Origin of the sequence: Sediminibacterium sp. (assembly GCF_051860225.1) — a bacterium.
GTDB lineage: Bacteria > Bacteroidota > Bacteroidia > Chitinophagales > Chitinophagaceae > Sediminibacterium.
Map to the genome: position 1 here is coordinate 510,108 of NZ_JBHYEI010000003.1, position 19,129 is coordinate 529,236.

Here is a 19,129-nt window from a genome sequence, read left to right on the forward strand (position 1 = left end):
GGGCAAATATATTACATTATTAGGGAATGACCCTTTCAGAAACATTCACAATCAAAACTGGAATTGTTAATTGATGTCTTACATCTTCAATCGTTTCGCCAAAAACATAGTCTTTTAAGCCACTATGCCGATGGGCACCCATAATTAACATTTCAGCTTTGGATTCGGTAACTAATCGAACGATTTCCTTCACTCGATGGGTATACCCTAGCATTGCCTTGGCATTGTATCCTTTTAGGGTTAATTGATTCACATAATTGTCTAATCTTTCTTTGTCCTTTCTTGTTTCGGCATCATCGCTAGAATAATTTGAATAACGTGCGGAAACGCTCTCAACAATATGAACTAGAACATATTCAACAGCTGTGTTCCCTTGTGCCAAAGCATGCGCAATTAGTTTTTCATCTGCTTTTGTGAAATCTAAAGCAACTGCAATTGTTTGTACTTTATTAATTGATAAATTTTCTAATAAAACAGCCTCTCCATATAAAGTGTCGGTGGATTGTTTTTTCTTTTGATTAAGTAACGGATAAAAAGTCATTGTTAAGAACAACCAAATAAAAAGCAGTATAACAATAATGATTGCACCCTTGGCAATCCAATGAATATCGGTATTAAAAATGGATAATGTTTCATCTGCGACCAGGTTAACATTTAAAAAAACAAGGATAATGGCTACTAACCAAGAAGCAATTTTTGTTTTAGTACCAATAGCAAAATCGCCCATTGTGGCTTTATTACTAACAAAATGAATCAATGGAATCACCGCAAATCCTAATTGTAAGCTTAAAATAACTTGACTAAAAATCAACAAATCATCTACTTTGTCTTCGCCGTAAATTAAGATTACAAAAACTGCTGGAACAATTGCAATTAAACGGGTTAGCAATCTTCTTAACCATGGATTAATCCTTAAATGTAAATAGCCTTCCATCACTATTTGACCAGCCATAGTTCCCGTTATAGTTGAACTTTGACCTGCCGCAATGAGCGCTACTGCAAATAAAATAGGTGCAAGAGAAGACCCCAATAAAGGTTCTAATAAACGATGCGCATCTTCAATTTTGGCTACTTCAGTGTTACCCGTTTTGTAAAAAACAGTAGCAGCCAACACTAATATAGCTGTGTTTACTAAAAACGCAGCATTTAGTGCAATAGTACTATCGATCAGATTATATTTTAAAGCCGACTTAATGCCTTGTTTATCTGGATTAATCTTTCGGGTCTGCACAAGTGCAGAATGTAAATACAAATTATGTGGCATTACGGTTGCTCCAATAATCCCCACTGCAATATACAATGCCCCGTTGTCTAACATTCCAGGAACTAAACCTCCAACTACCTCTCCCATTGCAGGCTTAGCAATTAATATTTGCACTAAAAAAGACATTCCAATGATTGCAACCAATGCTATAATAAACGCTTCTAATTTTCTAATACCCCAGCGTTGTAAAAAAAGAAATAAAAATGTGTCTAATACAGTAATAGCCGTACCCCAAATAATGGGCAATCCAGTTAATAAATGAATTCCAATGGCCATGCCCAATACTTCAGCTAAATCACAAGCCGCAATGGCCAGCTCGGCTAAAATGTATAAACAAAAATTTACTAGTGGTGGGTAGGTTTCTCGATTGGCCTGTGCTAAATCTCTTCTTCTTACAATACCTAAACGAGCACTCAAACTCTGTAATAGCAATGCCATTAAGTTACTCATTAACAGCACCCAAATTAATTGATATCCAAATTTAGCACCACCTTGCAAATCGGTGGCCCAATTGCCGGGATCCATATATCCTACACTTACCAAATATGCAGGCCCAATATAAGCCAGTATTCTTCTCCACCCTTTTCTAGGAACAGTGGTATCAACGGTTTCGTGAACCTCACTTAACGACTGTTCAGCATTGCTTACTCTCATAGTTAGTTTGTTTTACGAATAAATGCTGTGCCAGTTTAGCACTAATATTTACTAAAATTTTATTGTTAATTTTTACTTCAATTGAATCATCGAAAGGGAATATTTGCTCTACTATAATGCTCGATCCCAATTCAATATTTTTATGCCTCAATAGTGCAAGCATATCGGCAGATTGACTTCCAACCGCAGATATTTCCCCAATGGTATGCATCGGAAATTTGGTGAGGTTAATTTGTTCTTGAACGGGCATTTTACCGTTGGCATCAGGTATAGGATCACCGTGTGGATCAAATTTTGGATTCCCTAAAAAGTCATCAAGGTGGTTAATCAGTTGATTACTTTGAATATGTTCAAGCTGCTCTGCCACTTCGTGTACTTCATCCCATTTAAATTGTAGAATATTCACTAAAAAAGTTTCCCATAATCGATGTTTTCGTATGATGCTCAATGCTGTTTTTTTCCCTTCCTGATTTAATTTAAATCCTTTGTACTTTTCGTATACTAGTAATTTTTTCAACTTTAATTTCTTCAACATATCAGTAACAGATGCAGCTGAAGTATTTAATGCTACTGCTACCGAATTGGTATTAACCATTTTATCATGGGCTTGTAATTGGTAAATGGTTTTGATATAATTTTCTTCTGCAGTACTAAAAGCCATGTTTAAAATAAATTTTAGACAAATCTAAAAAATAAGCAGGGTATTATCAAACAAATAGTGACCTAATAACCAAAAGACTTACTTTTATAAAAATATAAATGCAATGAAACTTGCTAATTATGTAGTAATCTTCTGCTTGTTGGCAATTGGATTATCGGCCTGTAATTCGTCACCTGTAGATTTGTCTAGTAAAACAGCAGTCAAGGAAAAGGATTTTCTTGCAGCTTTCAAGCCTTTGCCTTTGCCTTTTTCAGTATCAGATACCAATATTGAATCAAGAGCAGATACTTTATTAATTGGAAAAGAAGTATTTAAACAATTCTATCCAGATAGTGCATTCAGTAATATCATGGGGAAAACAAAAGTGTATACTATACAACCGGTTGGATTAATTGATAAGGAGAAAGAAAAATATTTATTACTCCTTATAAAAGAGAATAAACGAAAGAAAAGATTGGTGGTATTGGTTACAAATGAAAACAATCAATTTTTAGCGAGTAAAGAACTATTAAATAATTATGAAGGAAATGAATATCATCGCTCTTTATCAATTAATAAAGAACCCACATTCTTAATTAGTAGAGAGAAAATAGGCAAAGCAAGTGAGATGCTTTTTACACGTGCAGGATGGGTTTATAATGATGCAGGATTTTTTATGGTAGTGATTAATGATTCAAATGAAGACCCCACAAAAACAGCTGTGATTAATCCCTTGGATACCCTTCCAAAAATGAATAAATACAGTGGGGATTATGTCAAAGACAAAAATAACTATGTTTCCATAAGAGATGGGAAAGATCAAAACACCTATCAGTTTTTTATTTTGTTCGAAAAATCGAATGGCGCTTGCAAAGGAGAATTAAAAGGAGAATTTAAATTAATAAAACCAGCAGAAGGCTTGTATTCTAAAAATGGAGATCCCTGTTTAATCGATTTCCTTTTTACCAGTAATCAATTAAAAATTAAAGAACAAGGAAGTTGTGGTAATCACAGAGGTATTAAATGTTATTTTGATGATCGTTATACCAAAAAGCGGGAACCCAAAAAAAAGAAAATGAATAAACGTTAGTTAGTGTAAAATTTACATTATCATATTTTAGCCTTATATTGCCTTACCAATTTTTAACTAAACAAGTACAAATGAATTTTAGAAGTTACCACGTCCCTTATCAAATTAATGAGCAGTACGCTAAAAAAGCTGCTTATTTTTCTATGGAATTCGCCATACATCAACCTTTAAAAATATACAGCGGAGGTCTTGGATACCTAGCCGGCTCTCATTTACGCAGTGCTTACGAGCTTCGTCAAAACATGATTGGAGTAGGTATCTTATGGAAGTACGGTTATTATGATCAAGCTAGAAATCAAGATCAAACATTGCAAGTTACTTTTATGGAAAAAATTTATAGTTTCCTAGAAGACACTGGCATTAAATTTCAAATTTTAATTCATGAACATCCAGTTTGGGTTAAAGCGTATTATTTAAATCCTGAAACATTTAATAGTGCTCCCCTATTTTTATTGAGTACAGATTTACCTGAAAACGATTATGTTTCTCAAACCATTACCCATCGATTATATGATGCCAACGTTGCAACTAAAGTGGCACAATTTATTTTATTGGGTGTGGGTGGAGCAAAGCTGATAGATGAATTAGGCTTCAATCCAGACGTTTATCACCTCAACGAAGCGCATGGTATTTCTTCCGCATTTTATTTGTTGAATAAATTTAAAAGTGTACAAAAAGTAAAAGAACATTTAGTATTCACGACACATACTCCAGAAGAAGCAGGTAATGAAAAACATGATATTTATTTGTGTCATAAAATGAGTTATTTCTGCGGATTAAGTATTGATGAGGTTAGAAAGTTAACTGGTATAACAGATGACCAATTTAATCACTCATTAGCAGCTTTAAGGTTTGCAAGAAAAGCAAATGGAGTATCTGCTTTACATGGAGAAGTAAGTAGAGAAATGTGGAAGAATTATGAAGGCATTTGCCCTATCACTTCAATTACCAATGCACAAAACTGGCGCTATTGGGCCGATAAGCAGATGTATAAGGCAATGGAAGAAGGCAATGACGAAGTATATGATGATCGAAAAAAATTCTTAAAGAAGCGTGCTTTTGAAATTGTTGCAGACCAAACAGGTAAAGTATTTGACCCTAACGTGTTAACCATAGTATGGGCTAGACGTTTTGCTGGCTATAAACGTGCAGACATGCTTACCTATGATATGGAGCGTTTTGAGAGAATGTTAAGCAATACCAAATACCCTGTTCAAATTATTTGGGCAGGAAAGCCTTATCCTGTAGATTATCCAGCGATTTCTCAATTCAATAACTTAGTGCATTTAAGTAAGAATTATAAAAATGTTGCTGTGGTTATTGGGTACGAATTAGCCTTAAGTAAGCGATTAAAACAAGCTTCTGATATTTGGTTAAATAATCCACGAGTACCAAGAGAAGCTTCCGGAACCAGTGGTATGACTGCTGCAATGAATGGGGCGGTTAACTTTTCAACAGATGATGGTTGGATACCAGAATTTGTAAACCATGGCAACAATGGATTTGTGGTACCAAAGGCAGATTATGCAAATATGACTACTCATGATCAGGATGAATATGATTTGAATAAAGCATATGAAATACTTGAACAACAAATCATTCCATTGTATTATGAAGACCATGATACTTGGAGACAAATCATGAAAAATGGTATGAGAGATGTGCGTTTCCAATTTGATAGTAATCGAATGGCACATGAGTACTATGAGATTATGTACAAATAATCCGTTTCCTATACGTTAAAAAAATACCCTCCCCAAAACGGAGGGTATTTTTTTAACCTTTCCCACTTAGTTTTGTTAGTATTAGATGAAGCATAAAATAATTTTAGCCATAACAGGAGCAAGTGGATCCATTTATGCCAAAGGTATATTGGATAAATTAGTGCATTGCATGGATCAAATTGAAGCGGTAGGAATTGTTATGAGCAAAAATGCCAAAGATGTTTGGGAAACAGAATTGGAAAATCAGTCCTATAAAAACTATCCATTTTCTTTTTACGAAAAACAAGACTTTTTTGCTCCATTTGCATCAGGATCAGCACAGTATAAAACTATGATTGTAGTGCCTTGCAGTATGGGTACTATGGGTAGGATTGCTGCTGGAATAAGTGATGATTTACTCACTAGAGCTGCCGATGTTATTTTGAAAGAGAGAAGAAAATTGATTCTTGTTGCTAGAGAAACCCCCTATAGTTTAATTCATATTCGTAATATGGAAACCATCACACTGGCGGGTGGTATTATTTGCCCAGCAACACCTTCATTCTATAGTAAACCAACTACCATAGAAGAAGTTGCCGCTACAGTGGTAGATCGCGTATTAGATTTAGCAGGAATTAATGTAAAAAGTTATCGTTGGGGAAAGTAGCAATTATTTATATATCTAAATTTCAAAAGCCCGATAAAGTATATTATCGGGCTTTTAATTTTGTTAAACAAAGATGAATTTAAGATTCAGCTTTTGCTTCTTCTTCTTCAATTCTTGATTTAAAACTAAATTGAATCAAACTGGTTTCTTTATTTAAATCGGCTATCAAAATATCTCCTTGCTTGATAGCCATTTTCATGATTTCTTCAGCCAAAGGATCTTCCAAGTATTTCTGAATGGCCCTATGGAGCGGTCTTGCACCAAATTGCACATCGTAGCCTTTCTCTGCAATAAAGTCTTTGGCTTCAGCAGTTAATTCTAACTCAAATCCAAGGTTTTGTAATCGCTTAGAAACACCCTTCATCAAGATATCAATGATATTGAAGATGTTTTCTTTTGTTAAAGAATTAAAGACTACCACATCATCGATTCTATTTAAAAATTCAGGAGAAAATGTTTTCTTTAAAGCTTTCTCAATAACAGCTTTATTGTTTTCTTCTGCATTCTGTATTCTCGTTGCCGTAGCAAATCCTACCCCATCTCCAAACTCTTTCAATTGTCTTACGCCAATATTAGAAGTCATGATGATCATGGTATTCTTGAAATCAACTTTACGCCCTAATCCATCCGTTAATTGCCCATCATCTAATACTTGCAATAAGATATTGTAAATATCAGGATGTGCTTTTTCAATTTCATCTAGTAAGATAACAGAGTATGGCTTTCTTCTTACTTTTTCGGTCAATTGACCACCTTCTTCATAACCTACATATCCTGGAGGCGCTCCAATCAATCTACTTACGGTAAATTTTTCCATGTATTCGCTCATATCAATTCTAATTAAAGAATCTTCTGAATCGAACATATAACGCGCCAAAGAACGGGCTAATTCTGTTTTACCAACTCCTGTAGGACCTAAGAAAATAAAGGTTCCAATAGGTTTTTTAGGGTCTTTTAATCCTACCCTATTTCTTTGAATGGCCCTAACTACTTTTTGAATAGCTTCATCCTGTCCAATCACCATACCTTTCATGTCTTCGCTCATTCTACGCAGTTTCTCTGTTTCTGCTTGAACCATGCGTTTTACAGGAATACCAGTCATCATACTAATGACTTCTGCGATGTTTTCCTCAGTGATTGGGTAACGTTTGTTCTTACTCTCTTCTTCCCATTGAATTTTAGCTCTTTCTAATTCTTCACCCAATCTTTTCTCTGTATCCCTTAAAGAAGCCGCTTCTTCGAATCGTTGACTTTTAACAACTTTATTCTTTTCAATTTTGACTTCTTCTATTTGCTTTTCTAATTCTACAATGGCATCAGGAACATTTATGTTTTTCAAGTGAACACGAGCTCCTACTTCGTCCATTACATCAATTGCTTTGTCTGGCAACAATCGATCAGTCATGTAGCGATCACTTAATTTAACGCAAGCATCAATAGCATCGTCTCCATAATGTACATTATGGAAATCTTCATATTTAGACTTGATATTATTTAAAATTAAAATCGTTTCTTCTACACTAGGAGGCTCAATTAATACTTTTTGGAAACGACGATCTAAAGCACCATCTTTCTCAATGTACATGCGATACTCATCTAAGGTAGAAGCTCCAATGCATTGCAACTCTCCTCTAGCTAATGCAGGTTTAAAAATATTAGAAGCATCTAATGAGCCGCTTGCGCCTCCCGCACCAACAATCGTATGGATTTCATCTATAAATAGGATTACATCTCTATTTTTCTCTAGCTCGTTCATGATGGCTTTCATCCGTTCCTCAAACTGGCCCCTGTATTTGGTACCAGCAACTAAAGCAGCTAAGTCTAATGAAATGACTCTTTTATCGAATAATACCCGACTTACTTTGCGTTGAACAATTCTTAATGCCAACCCTTCTACAATGGCTGTTTTACCCACACCAGGCTCACCAATTAATATGGGGTTATTTTTCTTTCTTCTACTAAGGATTTGGCTAACTCTTTCAATTTCTGCTTCTCTACCTACAATCGGATCTAAATTACCCGCTTCTGCAATTTTGGTAATATCTCTTCCAAAATTATCTAATACAGGTGTTTTGCTTTTTGCAGCACCAGTGGCTTGTTTGCCTGTTCTTGATTGTTGGAATCCTGATCCCTTTTTCTCTTCATCAAAATCATCGTCATTGTCTTCAGGAAATTCACTTCGGGGTGGAGGATTAGAAGTGCCTACCATACCCAATTCATTACGGAACAAATCGTAATCAATATTGAACTGATTCAGGATTTGCGTTGCAATATTTTCCTTGTTTTTAAGAATACTCAACATTAAGTGTTCTGTTTCTACCAATGGGCTTTTCAAAGCTTTGGCTTCTAAAACAGTTACCCTAATCACTTTTTCTGCCTGTTTAGTTAAAGGCAAACTGTTGATATTTGCAATGTTCTTGCCTGTTTTATCCTTAACAGCCAATTCCACTTCTTTTCTTAGTTCGTAAAGGTCAATATCTAGCTGTTTTAATACTTTGATAGCCGTATTGTCCCCGTCTCTAATGAGACCTAGCAATAAATGCTCTGTACCAATAAAGTCGTTTCCTAATCTAAGCGCTTCTTCCCTACTAAAGGAAATGATCTCTTTTACCTGAGCTGAAAAATTATTATCCATATCTTATTTGGATTTATACAATTATAACGAATATTTTTGAGTGAAGTTGTGCAGTTATTGTACACAGTATGTTAATATATATGCTATATGCTAAATGTCAAAATTGATACCAAGGAAAAATTCGCAGTTCTAACACTGGAAACGGCCGATATTACTGCAAATATGTCAGCAAGTTTGACCGATCATTGCAAAACGGTCTTGAATTCTCCACAAAAAAACTTGATTTTGAATCTGGTTAATGTAGAATCAATGGATGAAGAAATTGTAAATGCTTTAACAACATCCCAACAAAATTTTTATGAGAATAGTGCTTCATTTGTGATTTGTGGCATTAATGAAAAATTAGAAGATTATTTAGATCAATTAGAAGTATTAGAAATGTGGAATATTACCCCAACCGAATCAGAAGCATGGGACATTGTGCAAATGGAAGAAATAGAAAGAGAATTGTTGGATGGAGATGATATTAATTTTGAAAATCATCCAGAAGAGCCTGCATAAAATAGTCAAGAATGGTTGAGCAGAATTGGTATGCAGTTTTGGGATTAACAGCAACAGCCTCAAGTACTGACATTAAACGTGCGTTTAGAAAACTGGCACATATTTATCATCCAGATAAACACAATAATCCTGTTTATTTTGAGCAGTTTAAACAGATTCAAAAAGCATATGAAATACTAGGGAATTCAGATTCAAAGCGATTGTACGATAAAAGTATTCAACTTGAAGGGAAATCAACCTCCTCACAGCCAACTATTCAAACGGTAGAGGATTTAGTAAACTATTTCCATTTGTTTGAAAGGGAAATGCAGCAAACTGATATTCGGTTTATCAATTATGATCGTATTAAATGGAAACTCAACTACCCACTTTTTTTACCGCTTATTCAAGAAATAATACAATCAGGAAACTTTCAGGTACAACAAAAGTTATTGAAGCAGATAGGATATATTCTACATTTTTTACCCTATCATGAAATACAACCCTATCAAAAAAAATTAATGCTTTGTTTTTTTGAAGAACATCATATTTTCTATATCAACCAATTGATTAAAGAGAAAAAAATTGAATCAATCTGGGATCAGTTTACCATTCCTTTAGTTGGTATTTTGAGTGCCTTATTGTGTTTAGGAATTTATTTACTATCTAAATAAAAAATCCTGGCTGCAAAGCAACCAGGATTAATATATTGGTATTCAATATTAGTTATTGGCAACCAATGTTGAAGAAACAGTGTTGTTAGGCACCCATGGTGAAGGGGTTACGGAACCTCTCACTACGATGGTATAAATTTTACCTGCAACAGCAGTCATAGGTTGTGTTCTAACGATTGCATTGGTAGCAGCATTTCTAATTTGGATACTATATGAAGTACCTAACAAAGTAGCGTCCAGTGCAATGAAATTGGTTGAACCTTTAAATGATATTGCTGTTGGAAATAATGCGGTTGTGGCTGTACCAACGAAAGCATTTACAGCAGGTGCATCTTCACTTGCATGAATAATTCTCAAATGTGCTTTATTACTAGCAGGAATAGTAAGATTATCTTGAATCCAAACTAATTCAGCATTTTGAATCTTGTTCACAGCTAATAAAGTATAACGAGCAGGTTGATCTCTTAAATCAGACACATTATAACGATTTGCAGAAAAAACCGTTTGTTGACCTGCAACTCTTACTGTTATTGGTTTATCGCCTGGTGTAGTACTATTGTAAATGGTATTTGATCCAAATGCAATAGGCAAAATATTTTGTTTTAAATCTCCCACATAAAAGTCTAATCCTGCAGCCACATCAGGTGCTGCATTGATAAACATATATTGAGCATATCCTGGGTTTGCAGGATCCTTTGCACAGCTAGTGAAAAGAAATGCTGAAAATAACCCAACTATGAATAGCATATTTTTTTTCATAAAAATCATTTGATAAATCAATTAATAAGTAGCCATGATAGTAATACCTCTAGACATTGTTCCAGCTGTAGATTGGTACCTGCCTCTGAATACAACATTATAAGTACGTTTCGCATTAAAAGTATGGCCATTGAATACAGCCAAAGCTGTAGTTGTACCAGTTGACCTCACTTCTAATGTATCAGTAAGACCTGTTAAATGTGGTATATAGTTAGAAGAACCTAATGGTGCAATATTGGATGCAATATTTGCACGCTTTCTTCTTGAATATAAATCCACATTTGGAATGGCTGAAGAGCTGTAAATAATATTTACAAACTTTACATTGGCCGTAGAGTCAGAAGGAATGGTAAATACATCATTTTGAATTAAGGCTTTCACCGCATTGCTGGTATCATAAGTATAAACTGAATAGAATTTACCTGCATCAAATGTTGCAGATATACTTAATGGCGTTTGCATAGGCACTGCTGCACTATCAAACACACGTAAAGTACGTGCGCCCGGGGTGATTGTTGCAAAAGCGGTAACCGTAGATGCTCCAGGGAAAATTCCGCCCATTGCTAAAGGGGTGCCATTTAATAAAGCTCCATCTACAGAAATAAAATTCCTTGCTGCACCTACACTGCCAGGAACAAATCGAATAAATGCTTTGTTTTCTGTTCCAACAGACTCGGTGGTTCTGCCATCAAAGTCTTTTTTACAGGCAGTGAATAAACCAATTACTGCCAAAATATATAAGTATTTCATTTTCATATTTTTCATTTTAATAGTAGTAATTAGGGTTTAGAAAACCATTGTTCTAAAGTATGGTAATCTAAAGCAATCGCTCCAATTCTGGTTAATTCACTTACGTTGTATAAGTACTCAGAATTATATCTTGGTCTAGCTCTTTGCACCAATTTCCCGTTATTATTGGCAAATAAGTTAATACCAGTTGGAACTACTAAGTCTGCATAAACAGGTGTTGTTTGCCCAGCTTCTACATCAGTGTAATGGAACCTTCTCATATCTGTCCAAGTCTCTTGAATACCATACCCATAAAGAGCAATATATTTCTGCAACATAATATGAGATAGGGTTAAATCACTTGCAGCCGGTACTACTACTGGGTTTGCCAAATAATTGTCTCTTACAGCATCTGTAATAACTCTATTCGAAGGAACTGCTGAACCATAATTACTCATTAATAAATCAAAGCTTAATCGAATGCCATCTATATACGCAGTTCTAGCAGCTGCTTTATTTCCTTTTCTATATTGTGCTTCTGCAATCATGAATTTGATTTCACTTGCAGTAATGATTGGGAAAGGAGAACCATTTTTAAAGATATATCTTGCGTCTGCATCTGAAGTAGGTGCAGCAGTAGATGCAAATGCACTCCCCCAGAAATTAGCGGGTTGATCAGCAACTACTAAACCGCTTGCGCCTCCATTAGGTCTAATCCCTCTGTAATTCCCATTTGGATTTTCGCGTATAATATAAGCTGCTCTTGGATCAACTGCGCCAGGAAATCTGCTATTAACACCAGTTAATAAATTAGCGATAAATTCGGTTTGTCTCATTGTGCCCACATTATTTCTTACAGGGCCAAAGAAATTAGAAGTTCCTGTTATACCTGTATTGGCAAAACGCATCGTAGCATTATCCTCATTCACGTTCATGGCCAAATTGGCATAGAAAATAACAGAATCTGCGTTATAAGATGCTTTATTACTTAAATGATGGAAAGAACGAGCCATTACTGCATAAACAAATTTCTTCCATTTATTAACATCCCCATTGTAAAAATAAGCATCTCCTCTGGCCAAATTAGCTGGGCTGGCACTATCTCCGGTATTGTTTAAATTGACGATGGCTCTTCTACAAATTTGTCTTACTGTATCGTAAACCAAAGACTGTTCATCGTATTTAAACACCAATTGGTCTGCTCTAAAAGCTTCGCGCACTATAATATCCCCGTACATTTCAGCGGTGGTTAACCAGCTCCATGCCGAAATAGCTTCCCCTACCCCTACATAGTCCCATTTCTTTTCAACAGCAGCCCATTCCATCATGCGTTTAAGGTTCTGACCCATACCAAAATAATGCATGGCCCAAATAGATCCCATTAAATCACTTGCCCCTGTAGCTCCCCCCATTTGGTCGAATGTATTACCTGTTGTATTGGTAGCCCAAAATTGAATATAACGTCCAACTTGCATACCATCATTTTGAAGGCCATAAGCAGAACCTGCTGCGGCTGAACTTCCGCCCATATTGCTTATGATACCTGGCAATAAGCTTTCTACAGGCACTCGCACACCTGCATTTGGATTGGGAAAAGCTTCGTCCAATTTCTTCTGACAAGAAGAAAATAGTAAACCTGCAAAAGCAATGCTTAACAGTGTTTTAATATTTATATATGATTTTTTCATGATAGCTAATTTTTCAAATTAAAAACCTACTCTAACACCAAAGTTTACACCAATTGGGGTAGCAAGGGTACCGTAATCAAAACCAAATGCACCAACGCCTCTAGTTGCTGCAGTGTTACCACTTACCTGAGGATCAGCACCCATATAATTGGTGATTAAGAACAAGTCGTTTCCGGTAATAAAAATGCTGGCAGATTTTACGCCGTTCAAATTTCTTAAAGCGCGTTCGTTTAAAGAATAGCTTAAAGTAATGTCACGCATTCTTAGCCAGTTAACATTCTTTTGAATAAACGCTTCTTCAGGCATATTAGATGCAGTATAATAAGCATCATTGAAAGCTGGGATAACTGAAATCGTATTTCTAGTTGGTGTTGCTGTATTTGCAAATCCGTCGTTTAATACCCCATCAATTACTCTAGGAACAAAACGATCAATGGTTCTATTACTTCTACCGATACTAGTCAAGAACATTTCGTTTGCATTAAATATATCTCCTCCAATTTTCAAATCCCATAAGAAGCTTAAGCGCCAGTTTTTATAACGGAATGAATTTTGAATACCTAGCGTAAACGCTGGATTTCTATCCCCTCTTAATTTAAATAAACCATCAGTTAAAGGAAGGCCGTTAGAAGGATTGATTAATATTTGACCAGCATTGTTTCTAGCATACCCCCATGACGCAATACCTGTAGTAGGGCTACCAATACCCAATACACTTGCACGAGCGTTACCATATAACCAGGTATCAGAAATATAAAATTCAGAAACGTTTGCAGGGAAACCTACTACCGCATTCCACATTTTATTAAAGTTCAAACGGGTGTTCCAACCGAAATCTTTCTTTTGTACTACTTGATAATCGATGGCAATTTCAACACCTTCGTTTCTGGTGCTGGCCGCATTTTGTGTATTCAACACAAATCCAGTACCATAACTCAAACGCATATTCTCTATGATTTGACCTTTGGTTAGTGTATTATAATAGGTTGCATCAATGCTTAATCTGTTCTTTAAGAATTTGAATTCGGTACCAATTTCAAAAGTGCTTTGACGCTCAGGTTGTAAGTCTGGGTTGTTATTGGTAAAACCATAAGAATAAGCAGGACCGTTAGCACTACCGAAATTGTTCACAAATACCGACTGTGTTGAATAAGGGGTATTTAAACGAGCTGTATTAGCCATAGAACCTCTCAGTTTCCAATAGTTCAATACACCTCCTTTTTTTAACCCTGGTAAGATATCGGTCATGATCGCACTCAAGCTCATCCCAGGATAGTTGTAATTTCTATTTTGAGCCGGTAGAGTAGATGCAGATTCAAAACGATGTGAATAGTTGAAGAAAATTAAATTCTTATAACTCACCGCAAATTCACCGAAGAAAGCAATCTGTCTTAATAAACGTAAGTTCGGTTCACCAAAATTGTTGCGTAACAAACGAACTCTTGTATTAGGAGCGGTATTATTTGAATCGGTTCTATTAGGATCTGCCACGTTGTTGCCACTTACCGCATATCCCTCTGTTCTATAATCCTGCCACATGGTACCAGCCATTAATCTTAAACTAAAATCTCCAACTGTTTTCTTGGCGGTAGCATTAATGGTATGATTGTATCCTTTATATGTATTCCAGAAATTATCTTGGGAACCTCTCAACGCACTAGATACAAAGAAAGATTGTGGGTGGTAGTTTTGGTATCCAATTGTTTTGTAGGTATCATAACCAAATCTTCCAGTAATGCTTAACCATTTAGTAGGATTGATATTTACTCCTAGAGAAGAGAATAAACGATCTGTTTGATCACGACCTCTGTTATTGGCCACATTCCAAAGTGGATTGTCTACTTCTCCATTTGCGTTCGCAGAAAATAATGGTAGTTTATTTCCACCATCGTCTTCGGAATTATTCACATCAATAGTATTAGGATATTGCATTAAACCAAGTAAATATCCTCCTGCAGAACGCAATACTTTCGCGGTATTGGTTCTGGTATAGGCAATTGACGGAGTGATTTCAATATACTTACCAATTTTAGTGGTATTTCTTAAACTCAAATTGATTTTTTCTTGATCATTATTGGGAACTACCCCCTCCTGCTTCAAGTAAGTAGCAGAGAAACGGAATATTGATTTTTTAATACCAAAATCTACTCCAAGGTTATGTGTTTGAGATTTTCCATTTCTAAAGAAAGAGCCGATATTATCGAATAATCTAGTACCGGCAGGATAAGCAGGGCCAAAATAGCGGAAGATATTGCTTGGCGTATTGTTGGTACCGTTGGTATATCCATCAAAAGTTGGAGGAAAACGATTCAACACTTGCACTCTGAAAGCATTATCGTATTGGATAGCTAATTTGCTGGTCTTTGCTTTACGAGTGGTAATAACAATTGCCCCAGAGCTTGCTTGGCTACCATATAATGCAGTAGCTTCAGGCCCTTTCAATACAGTAACATTTTCAATATCATTGGGGTTTAAATCGGAAACCCTATTACTATAATCACTACCTCTATTAGGTCTATCAGAAGCCAACCCGATTCCTCTACCTCCATCTGAAGTTTCATCAAAAGAAGAGTTATCCATGATTACCCCATCCACCACAAACAGCGGTTGGTTACTCAAAGACAGCGAGTTAAATCCACGAAGTACAATTTGAGAAGAAGCGCCTACTGTTCCGGAAGTAGGGTTCACTGTTAAACCAGCAACACGACCTTGTAAACTATTTACAAAGTTATCGCGTTGAGTTTCCTGTAACTCTGCTCCTTTTACTTGTTGAGTAGAGTAACCCAATTCGCGAGGCTTTCTTTTCTGGTCCATTGCAACTACCACTACATCTTCTAGTTCAGAAGATTCCGCTTTTAAACGGACAATGATTTTTTGATCATCTTTTACAAATACTCGCTGCGATTCAAACCCCAACGAAGTGATTAATAAAGTTTGACCCTTGGCTGCTTTAATGGTAAAATTACCTTTCGCATCCGTTTTGGTTGCAACCGATTTGCCTGCTACACGTATAGAAACCGACTCTAAAGCAGAGCCCTTTTCTAAATCAGATACATTACCAGTAACGGTAATATCCTGTGCAGAGACTTTCATAACAAGGAAGAATAGCATGAACGCGATCCTCCAGGCATAAGCGAGTTTTCTCATAACTACAGTGTTTGGTTGATCAACAAAATTTATTGCATAAAACAGCAAATGAATTTAGCTAATCGTTAGTCTAATAAATTGGTGGTATAAATATATGGTTAATCATCTGTTAAAACCACAAATTAGTCAGCAAAATATTGCAGAATTTTTTGCGGGTATTTAAGTGCATGCTTTACATTATGTTAAAGAATTGTTATTCCCTTCTTTGCATAAGGGGATAAAAGCTCATCGGTAGGCGCTAATTCAGTGATTAAAACGTCTACTTGATCTAGCGTACAAACCTGTAAACGTTGGGTAGAATTGAGTTTTTCGGAGATGGCAAGGGAAACTGTTTTTTGGGCGCAGGCAATCATGGCTTTCTTTACTTCAATGATTTCCCATTCTAGATCTGATATGCCAAAGTTTAAATCGATGCTATTGGTGCCCAAAAGGCATAAATCTGCTTTAATTTGTCCCAAACGTTGAACTACTTCTGCCCCAACAGCCATTTGGGCACTTTTTAATAGTTTGTTACCCAAGAAAATGACTTCCGCATTGGGGTGTTCTAAAAGTTCTAATGCAATGGGAACATTGGTGGTAACAAAAGTAGCCGTAAGGTCTTGGGGGAGCATATTCACTAGCTCACGCATAGTGGTACCGCCAGAAATAACCACCAACATACCATCTTTGATGAGGTCGATGGCTTTATGGGCAATTATTTTTTTCTCTGGTAAAGAGTATACTTGCTTGCTTTCAATGGTAAAATGGAAAGACTTTGCCAAAGCGCCGCCATGCACTTTCATCAACTTTCCTTCTTCGGCTAATTCTTGCAGGTCTCTGCGCACTGTATCTTCAGAAACATCTAATTGTGCACACAAATCGGAGGAAAGAACCTTATTGTGAATATTAATTTGTTGTATGATGAAAGCTTGGCGTTCTTTTTTTAGCATCTCTAAAATTAATGAGTTCCCGCATAAACACGCAAAAATTTTTATTTTGGCTCAATAATCCCTTTACGACCTCGCTTACCTAATTTTGTTGCCCGCAATATGATATCGCCCAACACCATACAACAGATTACGAGTAGAATAGACATCATAGATGTAGTAGGTGAATTTGTAAAACTCAAAAAAAGGGGCACCAATTATTTAGGACTCTGCCCTTTTCATGGTGAAAAATCACCCTCTTTTACGGTTTCCCCAGCAAAGGAAATTTATAAATGTTTTGGATGCGGCAAAAGTGGCAACACCATTACTTTCTTAATGGAGCACGAGAAATACAGTTATGTAGAAGCGCTCAAATGGTTGGCTACTCGATATAATATAGAAGTAGAAGAAACGCAGCAATCACCCGAACAATTGCAGCAGGTGCAAATGGCCGAGAGTTTACATGCGATTAATTCATTTGCTCAGAAGTTTTTTGCTGAACAGTTATTTGATTCAGAGGAAGGGAAGCTGATTGCCCACTCCTACTTAAAAGAAAGAGGCTTTAGAGAAGAAGTGTTGCGAAAATTTCAAGTTGGTTATAATCCCGAAGGAAAAGACGCATTAACTAAGGCTTTGGTGGCCAATCAATTCAATAAAGAGCTTTTACCCAAAACAGGATTGGTTGCTTTACGAAACGAAGAGTTGGTAGATAATTATAGGGGTAGAATTATTTTTCCGATCCATAATAATTCTGGCAAAATTATTGGCTTTGGCGCACGCGTGATTGGTAAAGCAGATAGAGCGCCTAAGTACATCAATACTCCTGAGAATGAAGTTTATAGTAAAAGTAAAATTTTATATGGATCTTATTTTGCAAGGCAAGCGATTGATAAAGCAGATGAATGTTTATTGGTAGAGGGTTATACCGATGTGGTGAGCTTACACCAAGCAGGCATCGAAAATGTGGTGGCCAGCGGGGGTACTTCATTAACCATGGATCAGTTAAGGTTGGTAAAAAAATATACCAATAATCTGACGATTATTTATGATGGTGATAGTGCAGGAATCAAAGCAGCACTGCGTGGATTAGACCTGGCTATTGAAGAAGGCCTCAACGTTCGGCTGGTATTGATTCCTGACGGAGAAGACCCCGATAGTTATGTAAATAAAGTGGGTACTACTGCATTCAATGAATTTATTGCACAATCTAAGAAAGACTTTATCCTCTTTCAATTAGAAGTGTTATTAAAAGAAGCGGGCAATGACGTTAATAAAAAGAGCAGCATTGTAAATCAAATTGCAGAAACGCTTAGTAAGATTAGTAAGGCCGAAGATTTTACTCGTCAACAAGATTATATAAAACAATGCGCTTCATTGTTGAAGGTTGATGAAGCTGGGTTTACCAACTTGGTCAATAAATTTAAACGCGATAAAATATCAAAGGAAGAGAAAAAATTACCTTTTGATGAAGCGGCGTTTATTCAACAAGATTCATTTCAAACAGATCAATCTTTTGATGAAGGGCAATTGCTTTTACAACAAGATGATCAGGTAGAAAAAAATGTGATTCGGGTATTGTTTGAGTATGGATTAAAAAACTACAACGAATCGCAAACCATTGCTGCATATATATTTGAGCAACTAGAAAATTATCCATTAGAAAATCCAGACTACGAAAAACTAATTGATTTATACAAGGATTGGTACAATAAAGGATTAGAGCCCACTACCAAGTCGATGCTGTATCATGAAGATGAACAGGTAAGACAATTGTTAATTAATATTTCGATGTTCCCCTTTGAATTGAGTAATCGTTGGGATGAAATATTGCCCAATATGAATATTGTAAATAAAGATATTTCTGTTGCAGATACAGAAATGAGTTTAAATTATTTTAAACTCCGTAAGATCAAAAAAATGTTTGAGCAAAATCAACGCGATATGGAGTTTGCTACTTATGAAGAGCAAATTAAATTAATACAATTGCACAAGCAATTAAAAGAATTTGAAATTGCAATAACACAACAATTAGGTACGGTGATTATACGATAAAAAAAGCCCTGAGTAAATAAATTCACTCAGGGCTTTTAGATT

At 35.9% G+C, this 19,129-nt stretch carries 14 protein-coding genes; 6 read left to right on the top strand and 8 right to left on the bottom strand.

Going from position 1 to position 19,129, the window contains the following annotated elements; all coding sequences use genetic code 11:
- Positions 1 to 19: 19 nt before the first annotated feature.
- Positions 20 to 1,918: an Nramp family divalent metal transporter gene (locus tag ACTIEI_RS12845; protein ID WP_439506695.1), complete on the bottom strand. Its 1,899-nt coding sequence runs from the start codon at positions 1,916 to 1,918 to the stop codon at positions 20 to 22.
- Entirely contained in the window at positions 1,899 to 2,579 is a 681-nt protein-coding gene (locus ACTIEI_RS12850; protein ID WP_439506696.1) for a metal-dependent transcriptional regulator, read from the bottom strand. The genes ACTIEI_RS12845 and ACTIEI_RS12850 overlap by 20 nt, the downstream gene beginning before the upstream one ends.
- Positions 2,580 to 2,682: 103 nt before the next feature.
- Here ACTIEI_RS12850 and ACTIEI_RS12855 point away from each other — a divergent pair, with 103 nt between their 5' ends.
- The 3 genes from ACTIEI_RS12855 (at position 2,683) to ACTIEI_RS12865 (ending at position 6,018) form a co-directional block, all read left to right on the top strand.
- On the top strand, positions 2,683 to 3,648 hold the full coding sequence (locus tag ACTIEI_RS12855) for a hypothetical protein (protein WP_439506697.1): 966 nt from the start codon (positions 2,683 to 2,685) through the stop codon (positions 3,646 to 3,648).
- 71 nt (positions 3,649 to 3,719) lie between these two features.
- Positions 3,720 to 5,372: an alpha-glucan family phosphorylase gene (gene glgP / locus ACTIEI_RS12860; RefSeq protein WP_439506698.1), complete on the top strand. Its 1,653-nt coding sequence runs from the start codon at positions 3,720 to 3,722 to the stop codon at positions 5,370 to 5,372.
- An 85-nt stretch (positions 5,373 to 5,457) separates the two neighbouring features.
- Positions 5,458 to 6,018 (top strand): UbiX family flavin prenyltransferase, encoded by a 561-nt coding sequence (locus ACTIEI_RS12865; protein ID WP_439506699.1) that lies wholly within the window; start codon positions 5,458 to 5,460, stop codon positions 6,016 to 6,018.
- 79 nt (positions 6,019 to 6,097) lie between these two features.
- Here the strand turns inward: ACTIEI_RS12865 and ACTIEI_RS12870 are convergent, their stop codons facing one another.
- Positions 6,098 to 8,653 carry an ATP-dependent Clp protease ATP-binding subunit gene (locus ACTIEI_RS12870; RefSeq protein WP_439506700.1) on the bottom strand — a complete coding sequence of 852 codons (2,556 nt, stop codon included), beginning with the start codon at positions 8,651 to 8,653 and terminating at the stop codon, positions 6,098 to 6,100.
- An 87-nt stretch (positions 8,654 to 8,740) separates the two neighbouring features.
- Between ACTIEI_RS12870 and ACTIEI_RS12875 the strand changes: the two genes are divergently transcribed.
- Together ACTIEI_RS12875 and ACTIEI_RS12880 are read left to right on the top strand one after the other, a co-directional pair.
- Positions 8,741 to 9,154 (top strand): STAS domain-containing protein, encoded by a 414-nt coding sequence (locus tag ACTIEI_RS12875; protein WP_439506701.1) that lies wholly within the window; start codon positions 8,741 to 8,743, stop codon positions 9,152 to 9,154.
- Positions 9,155 to 9,165: 11 nt separating this feature from the next.
- Positions 9,166 to 9,807 carry a J domain-containing protein gene (locus ACTIEI_RS12880; RefSeq protein WP_439506702.1) on the top strand — a complete coding sequence of 214 codons (642 nt, stop codon included), beginning with the start codon at positions 9,166 to 9,168 and terminating at the stop codon, positions 9,805 to 9,807.
- Positions 9,808 to 9,855: 48 nt separating this feature from the next.
- Here ACTIEI_RS12880 and ACTIEI_RS12885 read toward each other — a convergent pair whose 3' ends face one another.
- The 5 genes from ACTIEI_RS12885 to ACTIEI_RS12905 all read right to left on the bottom strand — a co-directional run bounded on the left by ACTIEI_RS12885 (position 9,856) and on the right by ACTIEI_RS12905 (position 17,059).
- Complete coding sequence (locus ACTIEI_RS12885) at positions 9,856 to 10,566, bottom strand: DUF4397 domain-containing protein (RefSeq protein WP_439506703.1); 711 nt, start codon at positions 10,564 to 10,566, stop codon at positions 9,856 to 9,858.
- Between the two features lie 21 nt (positions 10,567 to 10,587).
- Positions 10,588 to 11,322, bottom strand: a complete 735-nt coding sequence (locus ACTIEI_RS12890) for a hypothetical protein (protein ID WP_439506704.1) — start codon at positions 11,320 to 11,322, stop codon at positions 10,588 to 10,590.
- Positions 11,323 to 11,345: 23 nt separating this feature from the next.
- Positions 11,346 to 12,983 carry a SusD/RagB family nutrient-binding outer membrane lipoprotein gene (locus tag ACTIEI_RS12895; protein ID WP_439506705.1) on the bottom strand — a complete coding sequence of 546 codons (1,638 nt, stop codon included), beginning with the start codon at positions 12,981 to 12,983 and terminating at the stop codon, positions 11,346 to 11,348.
- 18 nt (positions 12,984 to 13,001) lie between these two features.
- On the bottom strand, positions 13,002 to 16,130 hold the full coding sequence (locus ACTIEI_RS12900) for a SusC/RagA family TonB-linked outer membrane protein (protein WP_439506706.1): 3,129 nt from the start codon (positions 16,128 to 16,130) through the stop codon (positions 13,002 to 13,004).
- A gap of 182 nt (positions 16,131 to 16,312) precedes the next feature.
- Positions 16,313 to 17,059, bottom strand: coding sequence for a DeoR/GlpR family DNA-binding transcription regulator (locus ACTIEI_RS12905; protein ID WP_439506707.1), 747 nt, complete (start codon positions 17,057 to 17,059; stop codon positions 16,313 to 16,315).
- Positions 17,060 to 17,158: 99 nt separating this feature from the next.
- Here ACTIEI_RS12905 and dnaG point away from each other — a divergent pair, with 99 nt between their 5' ends.
- On the top strand, positions 17,159 to 19,087 hold the full coding sequence (gene dnaG, locus ACTIEI_RS12910) for a DNA primase (protein WP_439506708.1): 1,929 nt from the start codon (positions 17,159 to 17,161) through the stop codon (positions 19,085 to 19,087).
- Positions 19,088 to 19,129: the final 42 nt, after the last annotated feature.